Annotated in this window: 21 protein-coding genes and 2 other annotated features; of the genes, 18 read left to right on the top strand and 3 right to left on the bottom strand. The window is 33.0% G+C overall.

What is annotated here, in order from left to right; genetic code table 11:
• The first annotated feature begins 19 nt into the window (after nucleotides 1-19).
• Both B9Y54_RS10350 and B9Y54_RS10345 read left to right on the top strand, forming a co-directional pair.
• Nucleotides 20-949, top strand: a complete 930-nt coding sequence (locus B9Y54_RS10350) for an osmoprotectant ABC transporter substrate-binding protein (protein WP_085560570.1) — start codon at nucleotides 20-22, stop codon at nucleotides 947-949.
• Between the two features lie 2 nt (nucleotides 950-951).
• The gene (locus B9Y54_RS10345) at nucleotides 952-1,620 is read left to right on the top strand and encodes an ABC transporter permease (RefSeq protein ID WP_085560160.1); all 669 of its coding nucleotides are present in this window, start codon (nucleotides 952-954) and stop codon (nucleotides 1,618-1,620) included.
• A gap of 614 nt (nucleotides 1,621-2,234) precedes the next feature.
• Here B9Y54_RS10345 and B9Y54_RS10340 read toward each other — a convergent pair.
• Both B9Y54_RS10340 and B9Y54_RS10335 read right to left on the bottom strand, forming a co-directional pair.
• Nucleotides 2,235-2,573 carry a type II toxin-antitoxin system PemK/MazF family toxin gene (locus B9Y54_RS10340; protein ID WP_085560159.1) on the bottom strand — a complete coding sequence of 113 codons (339 nt, stop codon included), beginning with the start codon at nucleotides 2,571-2,573 and terminating at the stop codon, nucleotides 2,235-2,237.
• Nucleotides 2,567-2,809, bottom strand: coding sequence for an AbrB/MazE/SpoVT family DNA-binding domain-containing protein (locus tag B9Y54_RS10335; RefSeq protein ID WP_085560158.1), 243 nt, complete (start codon nucleotides 2,807-2,809; stop codon nucleotides 2,567-2,569). The genes B9Y54_RS10340 and B9Y54_RS10335 overlap by 7 nt, the downstream gene beginning before the upstream one ends.
• 378 nt (nucleotides 2,810-3,187) lie before the next feature.
• Between B9Y54_RS10335 and B9Y54_RS10330 the strand changes: the two genes are divergently transcribed.
• The 9 genes from B9Y54_RS10330 to hisIE all read left to right on the top strand — a co-directional run bounded on the left by B9Y54_RS10330 (nucleotide 3,188) and on the right by hisIE (nucleotide 8,184).
• Entirely contained in the window at nucleotides 3,188-3,520 is a 333-nt protein-coding gene (locus B9Y54_RS10330) for a DUF2178 domain-containing protein (RefSeq protein WP_234987902.1), read from the top strand.
• Nucleotides 3,510-3,698, top strand: coding sequence for a helix-turn-helix transcriptional regulator (locus tag B9Y54_RS10325; RefSeq protein WP_085560156.1), 189 nt, complete (start codon nucleotides 3,510-3,512; stop codon nucleotides 3,696-3,698). The genes B9Y54_RS10330 and B9Y54_RS10325 overlap by 11 nt, the downstream gene beginning before the upstream one ends.
• A 743-nt stretch (nucleotides 3,699-4,441) precedes the next feature.
• Nucleotides 4,442-4,689 (top strand) — a binding site (T-box leader).
• Nucleotides 4,690-4,804: 115 nt separating this feature from the next.
• Nucleotides 4,805-5,005, top strand: coding sequence for a hypothetical protein (locus B9Y54_RS10320; protein ID WP_085560155.1), 201 nt, complete (start codon nucleotides 4,805-4,807; stop codon nucleotides 5,003-5,005).
• A 131-nt stretch (nucleotides 5,006-5,136) separates the two neighbouring features.
• Nucleotides 5,137-5,514: a hypothetical protein gene (locus tag B9Y54_RS10315; protein WP_085560154.1), complete on the top strand. Its 378-nt coding sequence runs from the start codon at nucleotides 5,137-5,139 to the stop codon at nucleotides 5,512-5,514.
• On the top strand, nucleotides 5,511-6,086 hold the full coding sequence (hisH, locus tag B9Y54_RS10310) for an imidazole glycerol phosphate synthase subunit HisH (protein WP_085560153.1): 576 nt from the start codon (nucleotides 5,511-5,513) through the stop codon (nucleotides 6,084-6,086). The genes B9Y54_RS10315 and hisH overlap by 4 nt, the downstream gene beginning before the upstream one ends.
• Nucleotides 6,083-6,367 carry a HisA/HisF-related TIM barrel protein gene (locus B9Y54_RS12975; RefSeq protein ID WP_085560152.1) on the top strand — a complete coding sequence of 95 codons (285 nt, stop codon included), beginning with the start codon at nucleotides 6,083-6,085 and terminating at the stop codon, nucleotides 6,365-6,367. Before hisH ends, B9Y54_RS12975 begins: the two co-directional genes overlap by 4 nt.
• A complete protein-coding gene (locus B9Y54_RS12970) occupies nucleotides 6,315-6,782 on the top strand; it encodes a HisA/HisF-related TIM barrel protein (protein WP_085560151.1) in 468 nt (155 codons plus the stop codon). Before B9Y54_RS12975 ends, B9Y54_RS12970 begins: the two co-directional genes overlap by 53 nt.
• A 3-nt stretch (nucleotides 6,783-6,785) precedes the next feature.
• Nucleotides 6,786-7,550 carry an imidazole glycerol phosphate synthase subunit HisF gene (gene hisF / locus B9Y54_RS10295; RefSeq protein ID WP_085560150.1) on the top strand — a complete coding sequence of 255 codons (765 nt, stop codon included), beginning with the start codon at nucleotides 6,786-6,788 and terminating at the stop codon, nucleotides 7,548-7,550.
• Nucleotides 7,543-8,184: a bifunctional phosphoribosyl-AMP cyclohydrolase/phosphoribosyl-ATP diphosphatase HisIE gene (gene hisIE / locus B9Y54_RS10290; protein WP_085560149.1), complete on the top strand. Its 642-nt coding sequence runs from the start codon at nucleotides 7,543-7,545 to the stop codon at nucleotides 8,182-8,184. The genes hisF and hisIE overlap by 8 nt, the downstream gene beginning before the upstream one ends.
• Before the next feature lie 498 nt (nucleotides 8,185-8,682).
• On the opposite strand, the gene B9Y54_RS10285 is transcribed toward hisIE, so the two are convergent.
• Nucleotides 8,683-9,000, bottom strand: a complete 318-nt coding sequence (locus tag B9Y54_RS10285) for a hypothetical protein (RefSeq protein ID WP_085560148.1) — start codon at nucleotides 8,998-9,000, stop codon at nucleotides 8,683-8,685.
• 189 nt (nucleotides 9,001-9,189) lie between these two features.
• On the opposite strand from B9Y54_RS10285, the gene B9Y54_RS10280 reads away from it, so the two are divergent.
• From B9Y54_RS10280 to B9Y54_RS10250, 7 genes are all read left to right on the top strand, one after another.
• Nucleotides 9,190-10,059, top strand: coding sequence for a DegV family protein (locus B9Y54_RS10280; protein ID WP_085560147.1), 870 nt, complete (start codon nucleotides 9,190-9,192; stop codon nucleotides 10,057-10,059).
• A gap of 240 nt (nucleotides 10,060-10,299) precedes the next feature.
• Nucleotides 10,300-10,346 (top strand) — a sequence feature (sodium ion sensor (DUF1646 type); this cis-regulatory element may regulate processes involved in with the transportation of sodium ions).
• A gap of 45 nt (nucleotides 10,347-10,391) precedes the next feature.
• Entirely contained in the window at nucleotides 10,392-10,718 is a 327-nt protein-coding gene (locus B9Y54_RS10275; protein ID WP_085560146.1) for a hypothetical protein, read from the top strand.
• On the top strand, nucleotides 10,705-12,663 hold the full coding sequence (locus tag B9Y54_RS10270) for a V-type ATP synthase subunit I (RefSeq protein WP_085560145.1): 1,959 nt from the start codon (nucleotides 10,705-10,707) through the stop codon (nucleotides 12,661-12,663). The genes B9Y54_RS10275 and B9Y54_RS10270 overlap by 14 nt, the downstream gene beginning before the upstream one ends.
• Nucleotides 12,664-12,709: 46 nt before the next feature.
• Nucleotides 12,710-13,189 carry a V-type ATP synthase subunit K gene (locus B9Y54_RS10265; RefSeq protein WP_085560144.1) on the top strand — a complete coding sequence of 160 codons (480 nt, stop codon included), beginning with the start codon at nucleotides 12,710-12,712 and terminating at the stop codon, nucleotides 13,187-13,189.
• A gap of 56 nt (nucleotides 13,190-13,245) precedes the next feature.
• Complete coding sequence (locus B9Y54_RS10260) at nucleotides 13,246-13,827, top strand: V-type ATP synthase subunit E (protein WP_085560143.1); 582 nt, start codon at nucleotides 13,246-13,248, stop codon at nucleotides 13,825-13,827.
• A 17-nt stretch (nucleotides 13,828-13,844) separates the two neighbouring features.
• Complete coding sequence (locus B9Y54_RS10255) at nucleotides 13,845-14,849, top strand: V-type ATP synthase subunit C (protein ID WP_085560142.1); 1,005 nt, start codon at nucleotides 13,845-13,847, stop codon at nucleotides 14,847-14,849.
• A complete protein-coding gene (locus tag B9Y54_RS10250) occupies nucleotides 14,839-15,150 on the top strand; it encodes a V-type ATP synthase subunit F (RefSeq protein ID WP_085560141.1) in 312 nt (103 codons plus the stop codon). Before B9Y54_RS10255 ends, B9Y54_RS10250 begins: the two co-directional genes overlap by 11 nt.
• The last annotated feature ends 10 nt before the right edge of the window (nucleotides 15,151-15,160 follow it).

Raw genomic sequence — 15,160 nt, 5'->3', positions numbered from 1 at the left:
TTTTTAAATAATGAACACAATCAATAAATTTAAAAAAATTGTGATTCTTCTTTTTGCAACTGTTGTATTAAGCAGTTGTTCACTTCCGGGCTTAGGTGGAGGGCTTGATGGAGAAGGTATTATCATTACAGGAGGTACGACTTCCGAAACACAGATTTTAGCCTTTATTGTCGAGGGTATGGTTGAGCACTATTTAGATGTTGATGCAGGAATTATTAATAATTTAGGTTCATCTACACTAAATCATCAAGCATTAATTGGCGGAGATGCAAACGTATCAGGGGCTCGTTATACAGGGACTTCTTTGACAGGTGAATTGGCTTTAGACCCTATAACAGATCCTATTAAAGCGTTTGATACTGTTGTAGAGGGATTTGAAACAGAATTTGATCAAAAGTGGTTTCCAAGCTATGGTTTTTCAAACTCTTACGCATTCATGGTGACAAAAGAAACTTCTGAAAAATATGGACTTAAAACAATTAGCGATTTAAAAGACAGTATCTCAGAACTTAACCTGGGGGCTGATACTTCATGGATGGAAAGAAAAGGTGATGGATACGATGCTTTCGTAAACACATATGGCTTTGACTTTAATCGTGTGTATCCTATGCAAATTGGCCTAGTTTATGATGCTTTAGAGGCAGATAAAATGGACGTTGTTCTAGGTTATTCAACAGATGGAAGAATAAAAAGTTATGACTTAGTTGTTTTAGAAGATGACAAACAGTTATTTCCACCGTATGATGCTAGTCCCGTTGCATCAAACCAAGTTTTAAAAGAATATCCAGAATTAAATGATATTTTATTAAAATTAAAAGACACGATCTCAACAGAAAAAATGCAAGAAATGAATTTTAGTGCAGACAATGATTTGTTAGAGCCTAAAACAGTTGCACGAAATTTTCTTGACGAAAATAATTTTTTCGAAGATAAAAAGGGGGCTGAATAACGATGGATGTTTCAGAGTTAGGCCTATGGGAACAATTATGGTATTACTTTAGTGAAAATGGTTTTTATATTTGGGAGCAATTTTCACGACATTTTTTAATCTCTATCTACGGTGTCCTTTTTGCAGCAATTATCGGTATTCCGATAGGGTTTTTGATTTCCCGTCGAGGAAAGTTAGCAAATTGGGTTATCGGGATAGCTAATGTGATTCAGACTATCCCATCCTTAGCTATGCTCTCTATTTTAATGCTTGGATTAGGGCTCGGTACAACGACAGTTATTGTTACCGTATTTTTATATTCTTTATTGCCAATTATAAAAAACACGTATACAGGAGTAAAAAACGTTGATAACAATGTTTTGGATTCAGGAAAAGGTATGGGAATGACAAGATTACAGTTAACTTTTATGATTGAATTACCATTATCGCTATCTGTTATCATGGCTGGCATTCGTAATGCACTAGTTGTTGGAATTGGTATCACTGCGATTGGAACCTTTATTGGAGCAGGGGGTCTAGGTGATATTATAACACGTGGAGTTAATGCTACTGATGGAGGGGCTATTATATTATCTGGCGCTATACCAACAGCATTAATGGCTATTATTAGTGATTTTGTGCTGGGAGTAATTGAAAAGAAATTAGATCCTACACGTAAAGTACGTGGCTAGATAAAAAATATATGTACGTAAAAGAATAATACAACCTCCGAAACTTGTTTTTGGAGGTTGTATTTTTAAATAAATTAATAAGATTATGAAAAAAAGATATTACGTTTCATCTTTACTCCAAGATATTAATGAAATCAATTTTACAATTAGGCTGATAAAAGTCATTTTTGGAAAAATGTAGTTAACTCCTAAGAGGCGATAAAATGTTCCTTAGATTCTATTATTTGAAACAATTCAAAAACTCTAATTTTATTAAAGTAGTATAAAAAAATGATAACTATCATTCTTAGTAAGGTGTATAATTAGAATCTTTGTTTTCGGACGCCAGGAAATAAAACTTGATAGAACAGTGTTTTATTTTAACAACCTAACCTATGTAATAAAGAATATTGAACGCGTTGTTAATAGTACAAAATGTTATAATATATTTAGAAAAAATTGTTATTTATTAAGAAAAGTAGTGAAATATAATGTGTATTTGAAAAAACTTAACAAACCAACCACTACCTGAATAATAGCAACAAAGACTCTACTGCTTTTTAAGCGATTGAGTCCTTTTAAACGTTAATAGCCTTCATTGCTAAATGATAATTTTCATTGTTAAGACTACTTTATCACTTTATCTTTTCATTTTTTTGAAAGATTACTTTTACCTTTATTAATAATTCATTTTTCAATTTCTCTGGAACAGTTTCAATGTAACTATATTCTTTTGCGTTGTAATCAATGGTAACTAATTGATCTAACAAAATTTTTCCTGAAGATTTCGTACCTTTTAAGGGGATATATAAAGGATAGTTGCGTTCTGTGTTTGATATTGGAGCAAAGACCGCTATATTAGCATAGTCACTGACACCATGATAACTTAAGCAAATATAAGGTCTGTATCCTTGTTGCTCATGTCCTTGTTTAGGCTCTAAATTTATCTTAACAATATCGCCTTGTTTTACCATTTTTCATTTCCTACAGGAGAAAAACTTTGTATTTCTGTAGTGAATTTTTCTTTACTGTAGTCTTTAAAAAGTTCTTCAAACGTGACTTCTTTTTCTGCTTTGGTTAATATAATCGAATGATTAATAACTTCTACATTTAAGTCATCATCTTTTTCTGCTTCCAATGCTTCTAATAGGCTTTTTGGTAAACGTATTGCCTGACTGTTTCCCCACTGCTTAACTGGTAGCTTAATCATTAAAATCCCTTCCTTTCTTTTATTCATTATACCAGAAGAGTATCTACTTTGTATACACTGCTAACTCGTTAAAAGTAGAAAGATGATAGAAATTATCTTTACTAAAAAAGAACTTCAATACGCTAAAAGTGTTAAAGGTTCATTCAATCAATACATGATTCTATAAGATTTCATGTATCTAACAAAGTGTGATGAATATGTAAAACTCAACTAGAGTGTAAGTTATGCCGAAGATATTCTACTTTACTCAATATTCAATAACCGGGCCAATTTAGTAAGATAGTACACTTATTAGATGTAAAGAGTTGTTGACATTAAGAAGTTATTATTATAAAGTTAAGTGGAAAGAGTTTTTTACATTTTAGTGAGGTGATTTGATTGTTAATCAGGTGGATAATTACTTTTGTAGTTGGTTTAATTATGTTTTTTGTTATTGGTTGGTTGACTGGAAATAATGAATACGGTGTTACAAGTAAAAAGGACGACGAACGTTCACAGTTGATTAAACATAAAGCGATTGTAAGTAGTTGGTTATTACTAATAATGTTTTTCATTATTAACTTTGTTTTCAATTTCTTTAACTTGAATGATGAGCGTTTAGCAATGGTAGAGTTTAATTATCCGGAGTTATTTTATTTGTTAATTGTGATTGTTAGTTATTTTATATATTACTGGATTTATAGTCGTAAAATGAGTAGCTATGAAAAATAAAATTTTTGAACTCCGAAAAGATAAAAAACTTACACAAGAGGCTTTAGCAAAAAAGTGTAGCGTCACTCGACAAACAATTAATGCGATTGAAAATGATCGATATGATCCAACTTTAAAATTGGCATTTGAGTTAGCTCAGGTTCTCGAGACGACCGTTGATGATATTTTTAAAGATTAAACAATGATTATAAAAGAAATCAGATACATTTTGTGTCTGATTTTTAATTTTAAGATGAAAAAAAACCTTGATTTAATAAGGTTCTTTATATACTATTCTATGTCATTTTATGTATCCTATCTGTTAAATAAATTAAGCACAATGGTCATCGATAACGCTCCATATTATTTGTATTCTTATATTACTAAAAATTAATTTAATAAACCTATTCTATCCTGAATGATTCATACTTTTCAAAAATTTAGTATATTTTGTTATGTGTTATTTCTCATGAAATTATTTTACTATTTTTTCGTTCTTTACTTCTTTTTTTATAATCATTACCTTTTAACTGGAAATTGTAGCTTTTTGGACAGAGTGATTTTCGTGTAATGTAGCCATTTAGAGAATCCCTTTCATGGTTTAGTTTAGTCGCTTTAACCATAACAGATTGGGGTTCTTTTTTCACACCCAAAGGGTGCAAGAAAATTAAATAAAAAGTAGCGCCACAACAAACATTAAGTAGCTTTTGAAAAAATCTATGAATTATTCAGGAATTAGTTAAGTTATTAAAAATAAAAGTATGAATAAAAAAATACAATCTGGTTGAACGAGATACCTTCTATGTTAAAAAAGAAATTCCTTTTGATTGAAACTATCAAAATTCTTTTTTATTTACAAATCATTTTTTATATGATAAATTAGGTGACAATTACAAAACAATTACAAAACAATTACAAAACAATTACAAAACAAATAGAAAAACATAGGCTTTGAAAAGAAAGAGTAGATACAGGTTGTTTATCAGAGAGTGTGCGGTTGGTGAGAGCACATAAACAAGTGTATTGAACACATCTTTGAGCTAATCGGTGAAACCATTTTTTGGGAGTAGTTGGATTCGGGACTCGCACCCGTTACAGTGCAAAAGTATGATAGTACTTTTTGAGATTGATACTGTGAAGCATCAATAAATTGAGGTGGAACCACGGGAGTTTTTTTAACCGTTTTGCGATATAAATTCTAGGTTCAAAATTTTAAAAGATATAGGAAGAATGTAAGATAAAGAAGAAATTAAGTAGCTTTTGGATAATTGCCGTACTAATGTCATTACTCATGGGTGTCACAGTTTGTGGAACAAGTCAGAATACTTATTCAAGAATACAACTAAATTAGGAACCTTTATGAATAATCAAAGAAAGTTAGCTGGAAAATTGAAAGATATTTTTGAGAAAGAAGTCAGTGATATGATGACTGTACTATCGAATGAAGCGAACTTCGTTTTTACTTACGATGAAGTCGCCTTGGAATTAGGAGAGTACATTCGATAAAGAGGATTCTAGCCGATAATGTATCTTGATTCGTCCCATTCGTTACTGTAAAAGGCTATTCACTATTCAATAATGGACAGACGAATAATTAACACAACTTGAATCAATTATAAAAGAATGGAGAGAAGACAATGATAGTATTTATAGAACGCAATACCAAAGAAACAAAAAGCAGTATGTCATTAAAACAAGGTTTAGATCCGTCTAGCATTGAAACGGAAGTTAGTTTTTTGAACTATATGCTGGATTTATTTGCTTTTCACAGCCATTTTGTACTAAATTTGATAGTCGATGGCGATACAGATATGGATTCTCACCGTACAACTGAAGATGTTGGTATCGTATTGGGACAATTGTTGACTGAGCTGGGTAAAGAAAAAGAGAGTATAACATATTATGGTACAACCAATGTATCGATGGACGAAACATTGGCTCGATTAGTGACCGATATCAGAAGACGCTCTTATTTGTACTTGGATGTAGATTTTTCAAAAGGAGTGATTGAATGATAGCGATTATGGATTATGGTTTGGGAAACATTGCTAATTTAACTAATGCCATCCGTTTTCTGGGCTATGAGGTAGAAGTAACCAAAGAGGAAGATGCCCTTCGACAGGCAGACACTATTATCTTGCCAGGTGTTGGACACTTCAAAGATGCCATGGAACGAATTCAAGCACAAGACCTGCTTCCTTTATTGAATGAGTTAAAGGAAACAAAACTATTGGTAGGGATTTGCCTTGGCATGCAGTTGTTGTTTCAACACAGTGAAGAAGGGAATATCGACGGTCTTGGCTTTCTGCCCGGTACAGTTGAAAGAATCATTAGCCCGTATCCCGTACCCCATCTCGGATGGAATGCGTTGCAATCAACTCTTCCAATTTTAAATGGAGATGTATATTTCATTCATTCCTATAAAGTAGTCACCAAAGAAAACATTATCGCTACAGCTGATTATGGGCAAGAAGTAGTAGCAATCGTGCAAAAGGATAATATTTTGGGTATTCAATTCCATCCTGAAAAAAGCGGAATAAAAGGATTGGCAATTTTAAATCAAGCACTTCAAGGAGGATTTGCATGAATGAGATATGGCCAGTAATCGATTTGATTGACAATAAAAGTGTCCGCCTAATAGAAGAGGATTGTGCAACCAAAGAGGAAATGAAACGAACACCCGAAGAAACGATTACTTTTTATAATCAACACCCTCAAGTCACACGCATCAATATTGTTGATTTGATAGGAGCAGTCAAGAAACAACCAACTTCTAGCGCTTATATCAAAACATTCTTAAAAAAGTACCGTTCCGATAGAAATCGGTGGGGGAATCCAATCTGGAAAAACCATTCGACATTACCTTGAAGCAGTAGCTTCTTATATCATTGTTGGAATCAAAGGCCTTCAAGATAGAGAATGGTTTGCGAAAATAGCCACACGCTATCCCGGAAAGATTTACTTGGGACTTGATGTGAAAGTAGAGAAGGCTGCATTGAATGGCTGGACAGAAGTCAGTGAACAGAATATTTGCGAGGTTGCCGAATCGGTAACCGATTTGCCTTTAGGAAGTATTGTTTATACAGATACTACAAAAGATGGAAAGCTGGGTGGTCCAAATAGGGAATTAACCGTTGCACTAGTAAGGTTATCCAAAACACCCTATTGTGGGATCCAGGTGGTATACGCAGTCTCAAAGATATTATATATTAAAAAAAATCCGCTGTTACTGCAGCGATTGTTAGAAAAGCAACCAGCACGTATACTTTCTGGGAGGGACTAGACTATGATTAAAAAACGGATTATTCCTTGCTTGGATGTAAAAGACGGCCAAGTGGTCAAGGGTATTCAATTTAAACAATTAAGAAAAATCGGTGATCCGGTTAAAATGGCGAAAAAATACAATGCTTTTGGAGCAGATGAATTGGTGTTTTTGGATATTTCTGCAACTGAAACAGGACATGAACTCATGATTGATGTCATTCGTAAGACAGCTAAGGAATTGTTTATTCCTTTGACTATAGGAGGTGGAATTAAAAATATGGAAGACATCTCCCAGCTGCTCAATGCAGGAGCAGATAAAGTTAGCTTGAATTCTTTTGCATTGGAAAATCCTTCATTTATTAAAGAGGCTAGTGAGAAGTTTGGCTCGCAGTGCATCTGTATTGCAATCGATGCACGATGGGAACCCGAAGAAGAAGATTGGTTTTGCTATACTCATGGCGGAAAAAAACGAACACCTAAGCAAACGCTCGAATGGGTAAAAGAAGTTGAGGCATTAGGTGCCGGGGAATTACTAGTCACCAGTATGGATTACGATGGCATGAGACAAGGTTTTGATCATCGGTTATTGAGGCTAATTGAACAAGCCGTCCATATTCCTGTCATTGCTTCTGGAGGTGGAGGAAACGCCCAGCACTTTGCAGATTTATTCAAAGAGACCGATGTATCTGCCGGATTGGCCGCCTCCATTTTCCATGATGAAGAAGTCTCTATTACTGAAGTAAAAGATAGCTGTTCTAAAAAAGGAGTATTGATGCGTTATGTCTAATTACGATGATTTGAAGCCTGATTTTTCCCAAGGATTACTGACGGTTATCTTGCAGCATTACACGAATAAAAACGTCCTAATGGTTGGGTACATGAATGAAGAGGCTTTCGAAATCACAAAAAAAGAAGCAGCAGTTTGGTTTTATTCTAGGAGCAAAGAAAGGCTGTGGAAAAAAGGCGAAAGCAGTCAGAATGTCCAATATGTAAAAGAAATGTATTTGGACTGCGATCAAGATGCTTTGCTTATATTGGTAGACCCAGCAGGACCAACTTGTCACCGAAATACGGAAAGCTATTTCAACATTGCTCCAGCTTTTACTCTGAAAGATATCGAGAAGATCATTCAAGACCGGTTAAAAGATAAAGAAGAGGCTTCCTACACCCATTATCTGTTAACAGAAGGAACCGATAAAATAGCTAAAAAATTTGGTGAAGAAGCAATTGAAGTTATCATTGCCACAAAAAATGCAGACAAAAAAAATACTGCAAATGAAACAGCTGACTTGCTGTACCACCTTGGAGTCTTACTGCATAATCAAGGCATTGCCGTTGATGATGTTGCCACGGTATTGGCGGAGCGCCATCAAAAAAACAACAATTTTAAAGGTGAACGAAAAGATATAGACGTCTGGTAAATGGTAAGTACACAGCAAAAGAATTGAAAGGATTTTTCATCCTAAATGGATCTCCTTTTATAATTTTAATAGATAAAGCAAAAGAAATCGTGCGAAGAAAACAGGGTAAAGATACTTGAGTTGATTGCGTCCGATAGAACGTAGAAAAAGAATGTAGTATAAAATGTTTCGAAGCATTAGATTGTGTTTTTTGACAGTTGTCAAAATATAAACCTTTTGATGGAAATATGTTTTTATCATTATTAGTTCTTTATTAGTAAGATAGGAGTAGGTCATACGTGATTACTCCTATGTTTTCTTTAGTTGAAATACAGTTTGAGTGTACCACGAATGGCTTTTTTAGTTGTTTAGCTTAATTTTACAATTCGCGAGAATAAAAAAATGACACAAATTATAAAAAATGTGTCATTATCAACTGATGCTCATTTAGAATATTTTTAATTAATAATGTTTTTTATAAACAATAGAGCTAAAGATTTGCAATACATACTATCATATCTAAGCAAGACGGATATGACGGATGTCTTTGTAGCAAAGCATATGGGTTATCTGAGAATCAGTATTTTCTAAAACAAGCATCCCACTTTTATTCTGGAAATAACTAATCGTTCCATGCTTTTCACTGATAGATAAATTGTAGTCATTTTTATTTATTTGAAGAATGATAGGCTTTTTCCGATCGTAAGCCTGGGCTAAAAAAAGTAAAATTTGATATTCCGGCATTTGAGATAAAGTTTTTATGGTATTAATTTTTTTTATCAAAGAGATTTTTTTATTAAAAAAAATAGAATACTGCTCAGCTAATTTTTTTTCCATATCGATTCCTCCGAACGTTTGTTTGATACTTCTATTATACGAACAAATGTTCTTTTTTGCAAGTCTTTTAAAAATTATTAATGACAGTCTTTTAAAAATTATTAACGATAAAGTTTTCTTTCATTAGGTTTCTAGTTATAATAGAAAGAGAAATGCAAAAATAGATAAGGTATGATGAGGAGTTTTATGATGACTTATAAAATAATGACAGATGCTTGCTGTGATTTACCACTAGATTTTGTGGAAGAAAATGGCATTCATGTTATTAACATGACAATTAATTTGAACGGCAATGAATACCTAGACGATTTAGGTAAAACATTTGATAGAGAAGCGTTTTTTCAATCAGTAAAAAATGGAGAGATTGCTACAACCTCACAAATAAATATCGGAACTTATTTTGAAACCTTTAAATATTATATTGAGAATAATGAGCCGGTTCTTTATTTAGCCTTTTCATCTGGATTGAGTGGCTCTTATAATAATGCAATGGCAGCTGTTGAGATGTTAAAAGAAGAGTACGGCTTAATCGAAGTTACGGTCGTTGATACTCTAGCCGCATGTCTTGGAGAAGGATTATTGATTTACGAAGCAGTACAGTTAAAAAAAATGGGTAAATCATTAGTAGAAGTTGCGCAATGGATCGAAGAAAATAAGTTGAAACTTCACTCTTGGGTAACTGTAGAAGATATCAAGCATTTAGAACGAGGTGGACGTATTTCAGCTGTTTCAGCAACACTAGGGACATTGTTAAACGTAAAGCCTATTATTATTATGAATCGTACAGGTAATTTAGTCCCATTTGCGAAAGTACGTGGACGCAAAAAATCTTTACAGTATTTAGTCCAAAAAACAATTGAAGGTATAGTAGAACCAGAAAAACAAACGCTTTTTATCGGACACGTAGGTGTACCTGAAGAAGCCATTTGGATAAAAAATACAATTTTAGACAAAATGGCAGTAAAAGATATCCAGATTTATCCTTACGGTCCAACAATTGCTGCTCATACTGGTTTTGGATCTATAGCAGTATTTTCATTCGGTGAGATAAAAAAATGACGTTGGCTTATTTAACCCTTCTACATTGTAATTTCGGTTAAAAAACGGTATAATGGTACAAGTATAAGTTTAAATATGTTGTTGAACAACAGCTAAGAAATAAGTTGTTTGTAGAGATAAGCATAAAAATTAAAAGGCGTCAAGTTAGGTGGAGTAGTGTTTTTTTCTTAGAGGGAAAGTCATCAAAAGGATTTCATTATTTGGGATAAACTTAGTTTACTTAATAAAATAGAGTGTAACGGTTGGGCGATAGCTTTCAAGGATGATTCTTCAAGGGGTGAGAAGAAGTCTTTTCAAGCACGCCTATTTTTTATTCTTGAGGAGGTGAGATAATGAGTTTAGAAACTGTAGAATACGTCAAAAAAGCAGAAGAAAAAGCAGCGAAGTTAGAGCTAGACAGTATCAGTGAAATAAAAAGTATAAAAGCTGAAGTGCAAGTAGTAATTGAAGGAAATAAAAAGAAATTATCCTCAGAATTAAAAGATTACGAAGATATACAACAAAAAGAATATGATGAAAAAATTACCTCTATTAAAGAAGAAATAAATAAAGTAATCACGGTTGAAGTAGAAAAAATGAAACAGTCCGTTCAGATGAATAAAAAAAATGTAGTTAATGATATTGTTAAGGAGGTCGTCAATCGCTATGGCAATAGCTAAAATGAAAAAAGTAACGCTCTTAGCTGAACAAACAGATAAAGACCTTCTACTAAAGGCAGTACAGGAGTTACAAAGACTAGAACTGTTTGATCTGTCTACTTTAGAAGAATCAACGCTTCTTGATTACTACTCTAAAGAAAAACCAGCAAATGAAAGAATGGAATACGAAGAACGATTAAAAGATATTCAATATTCTTTGACTTATTTAAATCAATACATTCCTAAAGCAGGAATGTTTGCTAAATTAAAGGCAGGTAGAGAAGAATACACATTAGAAGAGCTTGAAAAATCGGTTTCGATTACCCGGTTGAAAGAGATTTGCGATGACGTTTCAGAAAAGGAAAAGGAACTCATCATTTTAGATCAAAAGCAAAAAACGTTAAATGAGGAAGAGTTATTCTTGCGTAAGTGGGAGCCTTTAAGTTTTAATCCCAATGACTTGACTAAATTTAAATTGACTTCAGCATTTGTTGGAACAATTTGTTCAGGAAATGTATCGGATTTTAAAGAAGCTTTAAAAGAATCTGAAACTAATTATATGGATGAAATTTTTCTATACAAAGACGAAGCAGCGTATCTAGTTATTACTGCAAAAGATAATGAAAAAGTAATCGAAGAAGTACTAAACCAGTTTCAGTTTACTAAATTCACTTATCCTTACAAATCCTTACCTAAAGAAGAGCTACAAAAAAATAGGACTGAAAATAAAGCACTACAAGAAAAAGAGCGGAAATTGAAAAAAGAATTGTTGCAATTTTCTCCTCAGTTAAAGGAATTACAATTGGGAGAGGAATATTATTACAATCTACACCAAAGAGAAATTGGAAAAGATCTTCTGTTAAACGGCAATAGTCTCTTCATGCTAAATGGTTGGTTAGAAGAAGAACAATTTTCTGATTTGAGCAAACTTTTGGATGAGCATCTTGGGCAAAATAATTATGCTATTATCCCAGAAGAAATTAAGATGAAAGAATTTGATATCGTCCCTGTTGTTTTAAAAAATAATAAGTTCGTAGAACCATTTGAGAGTATTACTGAAATGTATAGTCTGCCTAAATACGACGATATTGATCCGACGCCATTCATGATGCCTTTTTACTTAGTATTCTTTGGTATGATGAGTGCAGATGTAGGGTATGGCTTGATTCTTATGGTTGGGACACTTGCTGCCCAGAAACTATTTAATCTTGATCGTGGAACAGCTAAATTTATTCGCTTTTTCAATCTACTATCTTATTCCGTAATCGTTTGGGGATTAGTTTATGGTAGTTTTATAGGTTACGAATTACCAATTCAACTATTATCTACAACATCTGATGTCATAACGATATTGATTGTTTCTGTAATTTTTGGTTTTATCCAACTGATCTATGGCTTGCTTATTAATAGTGGAGTGAAGTGGAGAAAACAACAACGTGCTTCTAGTTATGTCGATGGTATGGCCTGGGTTGGGATTCTTCTAGGTATAGGCTTACTAGTATTAGGAATGATGGTATTTGATAGTCCAATTCTTAATTTAGTCGCTTACATTCTGATTGGCGTAAACGTTGTTGGAATTATTTTTGTAACGATGTTGTCATCGGAAAGTAAAGGTTTGGGAGCTGCACTTGGCTTGTATAATATTTATGGAATAACCGGTTATGTCGGCGATTTAGTTAGTTATACAAGACTGATGGCTTTAGGTATTTCAGGTGGAAGTATCGCAGCAGCATTTAATATGATTGTTGATTTCCTTCCACCAGTGGCTAAGTTCACTGTTGGAATTCTATTGTTTATTGCTCTACATTCTTTAAATATCTTCTTAACTTATCTGAGTGCGTATGTGCATACAGCAAGATTACAATATGTTGAATTTTTTGGTAAATTTTATGAAGGTGGCGGACATGCACTTAATCCGTTAAAAACGTTTGAAAAACATATTTATTTAAAAAAAGACAGTAAATAAATGATAATTTTAAAAAAATAAAACACAATAATGGAGGAATTTTATAATGGGAAACTTGCTAACATTTTTAACTGAAAACAACGGTGGTTTATTTTTTGCAGCAATGGGAATTGGATTCGCAACGATCTTTTCAGGAATCGGTTCAGCTAAGGGTGTAGGTATGACTGGTGAAGCAGCAGCGGCACTAACGACAGAACAACCAGAAAAATTTGGACAAGCTTTGATTCTACAATTGTTACCAGGTACACAAGGCTTATACGGATTCGTTATTGCCTTCTTAATCTACTTGAATACAGGTGCTGATACAACAGTAGCTCAAGGATTGTATTTGCTAATGGCTGCGATGCCAATTGCTTTTACTGGTTTATTCTCAGGTATTGCTCAAGGACGTGTTGCATCAGCAGGTATCCAAATTTTAGCTAAAAAACCGGAACATGCAACTAAAGGTATTATTTTCTCAGCGATGGTTGAAACTTATGCAATCTTAGGTTTCGTAATTTCGTTCTTATTAGTATTAAACGTATAGAAAAATTAAGTTACTTTTCTATACAAAAAAGAAATTGATAAGAGTGGAGGGAAATTATGTCAGATTTAAAACTCATTACTGATCGTATGATTGAAAAAAAGAAAATTGAAATACAAGAGACAATAAACCAGACTAAATTAGAAGCTAAAGAAACTATTGCACTAGCTGAAGTGAAACTGGAAGAAGAAAAAATAAAACAATTGCAATTGATTGATAAACGTTTAGCAGAAGATTTTGAAAAGAATCAAAATAGTTTAGAAAATCAAAGAAGAGACGAGATATTAGCTAAAAAACAACATTTTTTATACAACGTTTTTGAGGAAGCCCAAACAACTATGGAAAAATGGGACGAAATAAGATTCCAACAATTTTTACTTTCCGTTTTAGAGCAGTTCAAAACAATAGAAACTATTGAGTTAGTTCTAGGTGAAAAATCTAGTCAGAAAGTATCTAAAACTTGGACTGATAACGCTGTTCAAAAAGGTCTACTGGTATTATTGTCTACTGAAACGATTGATAAAAAAGCCGGATTTATTATCAAAGATAAAACAGGTATCCAATATAACTATTTGTTTGATTCATTGATTACTGAAATCAGAAGGCAAATAATACCATCTATTTCTAAAAAATTGTTTTAAAAAAAGGGGGAGAATAAATGGAACCAACAGCTTTTGCTGGGACTAATGCACGTATTCGTGTTTTCGAAAGTAACCTCCTTAAAAATGATCAATTTGAACGGATGCTACAGTCGCCTGATTTTGAGGAGGCACTAGGTGTGTTAAAAGATACACCCTATCGTAATGATGTCGAAGAGTTGAAAAGAACGAAAAATTACGACACGCTTCTTGTGAATGAGTTAAAACGGATGTACGACGAACTGTTTACGATTAGTCCTGAACCAGCTTTAGTAGAGTTGTTTACACTACGTTATTCTTATCATAATTTAAAAGTAATGTTAAAAGAAAATTTAACACAAAATGATTTTTCTAGCATGCTTATACCGATTGGGAAAGAATCTATTTCATCTTTGAAACAAGCTGTAGAAACAGGGAAATCAGACGAACTAAGTCAAGAGTATATAATTAGCATTCAAGAAGTTAAAACAGGTTATGAGGAGTATCATAACGTTCAATCCGTTGATATTATTTTAGATCGACGTTATTTTACTCATTTGAAACAGTTAGCAAAAAGTACTAGAGATCCTAAAGTAGTTGATTTAATTACAATGCTAATTGACTTAAATAATTTATCTACATTGTCTAGAGCAATTAAACAAAAACGATCTCAAAACTTTTTAACAACGATATTATCTAGTTCAGGAAGTATTTCAAAAAAAGAGTTGATTCAACTTGGTACTGGAAATTTAGTTGATGCGGGTAAGAAACTTGCTGATGGGAAGTACAGTGATATTATTTTAAACTCTGTTAACCCAGAAACGCAAGAACTATCACCCGTAAGACTTGATTTACAAACAGATAATGCTTATATGGAAAAGATGAAAGATGCTAAACTGGAAGTTTTTGGGCCAATGCCGATATTGGCTTATATTTATGCTAAAGAAAACGAAGTTAAAAACTTACGCTTAATTTTAGTGGGAAAAGAAAATAATCTTCCAATAAAAGAAATAAGAGAAAGGATGCGAATCATTTATGGCTTATAAAATAGGAGTAGTTGGCGATAAAGATTCCATTCTCCCTTTTAAAATTTTAGGATTTAATATTTTTTATGCATCGGAAGCTAAAGAAGCTAGACGTATGGTAGACCAATTAGCCAAAGAAAATTATGGGATTATCTATTTAACTGAGCCACTAGGAAAATTAATACCTGAAACAATCGAACGCTACGACCAAGTAGTTCAGCCTGCTGTTATTCTAATTCCGAATCATTTAGGATCTTTAGGTATTGGGAAAAAAAGAATTCAACAAAATGTTGAAAAAGCAGTCGGACAAAATATTTTATAGGAGGTTACCA

The organism is Carnobacterium iners, from assembly GCF_900177385.1.
In the GTDB taxonomy this organism is placed as follows: domain Bacteria; phylum Bacillota; class Bacilli; order Lactobacillales; family Carnobacteriaceae; genus Carnobacterium_A; species Carnobacterium_A iners.
Note: the sequence above shows the minus strand (reverse complement) of the source record. Positions and strands in the feature narration are given on the sequence as shown.

Coding starts and splice junctions, on each gene's coding strand:
- B9Y54_RS10250 (WP_085560141.1), top strand. CDS start 14,839: ATGGCTTATAAAATAGGAGTAGTTGGCGATAAAGATTCCATTCTCCCT.
- B9Y54_RS10315 (WP_085560154.1), top strand. CDS start 5,137: ATGATAGTATTTATAGAACGCAATACCAAAGAAACAAAAAGCAGTATG.
- hisF (WP_085560150.1), top strand. CDS start 6,786: ATGATTAAAAAACGGATTATTCCTTGCTTGGATGTAAAAGACGGCCAA.
- hisH (WP_085560153.1), top strand. CDS start 5,511: ATGATAGCGATTATGGATTATGGTTTGGGAAACATTGCTAATTTAACT.
- hisIE (WP_085560149.1), top strand. CDS start 7,543: ATGTCTAATTACGATGATTTGAAGCCTGATTTTTCCCAAGGATTACTG.
- B9Y54_RS12975 (WP_085560152.1), top strand. CDS start 6,083: ATGAATGAGATATGGCCAGTAATCGATTTGATTGACAATAAAAGTGTC.
- B9Y54_RS10335 (WP_085560158.1), bottom strand. CDS start 2,809: ATGATTAAGCTACCAGTTAAGCAGTGGGGAAACAGTCAGGCAATACGT.
- B9Y54_RS10260 (WP_085560143.1), top strand. CDS start 13,246: ATGTCAGATTTAAAACTCATTACTGATCGTATGATTGAAAAAAAGAAA.
- B9Y54_RS10340 (WP_085560159.1), bottom strand. CDS start 2,573: ATGGTAAAACAAGGCGATATTGTTAAGATAAATTTAGAGCCTAAACAA.
- B9Y54_RS10280 (WP_085560147.1), top strand. CDS start 9,190: ATGACTTATAAAATAATGACAGATGCTTGCTGTGATTTACCACTAGAT.
- B9Y54_RS10265 (WP_085560144.1), top strand. CDS start 12,710: ATGGGAAACTTGCTAACATTTTTAACTGAAAACAACGGTGGTTTATTT.
- B9Y54_RS10275 (WP_085560146.1), top strand. CDS start 10,392: ATGAGTTTAGAAACTGTAGAATACGTCAAAAAAGCAGAAGAAAAAGCA.
- B9Y54_RS10345 (WP_085560160.1), top strand. CDS start 952: ATGGATGTTTCAGAGTTAGGCCTATGGGAACAATTATGGTATTACTTT.
- B9Y54_RS10285 (WP_085560148.1), bottom strand. CDS start 9,000: ATGGAAAAAAAATTAGCTGAGCAGTATTCTATTTTTTTTAATAAAAAA.
- B9Y54_RS10325 (WP_085560156.1), top strand. CDS start 3,510: ATGAAAAATAAAATTTTTGAACTCCGAAAAGATAAAAAACTTACACAA.
- B9Y54_RS10255 (WP_085560142.1), top strand. CDS start 13,845: ATGGAACCAACAGCTTTTGCTGGGACTAATGCACGTATTCGTGTTTTC.
- B9Y54_RS10270 (WP_085560145.1), top strand. CDS start 10,705: ATGGCAATAGCTAAAATGAAAAAAGTAACGCTCTTAGCTGAACAAACA.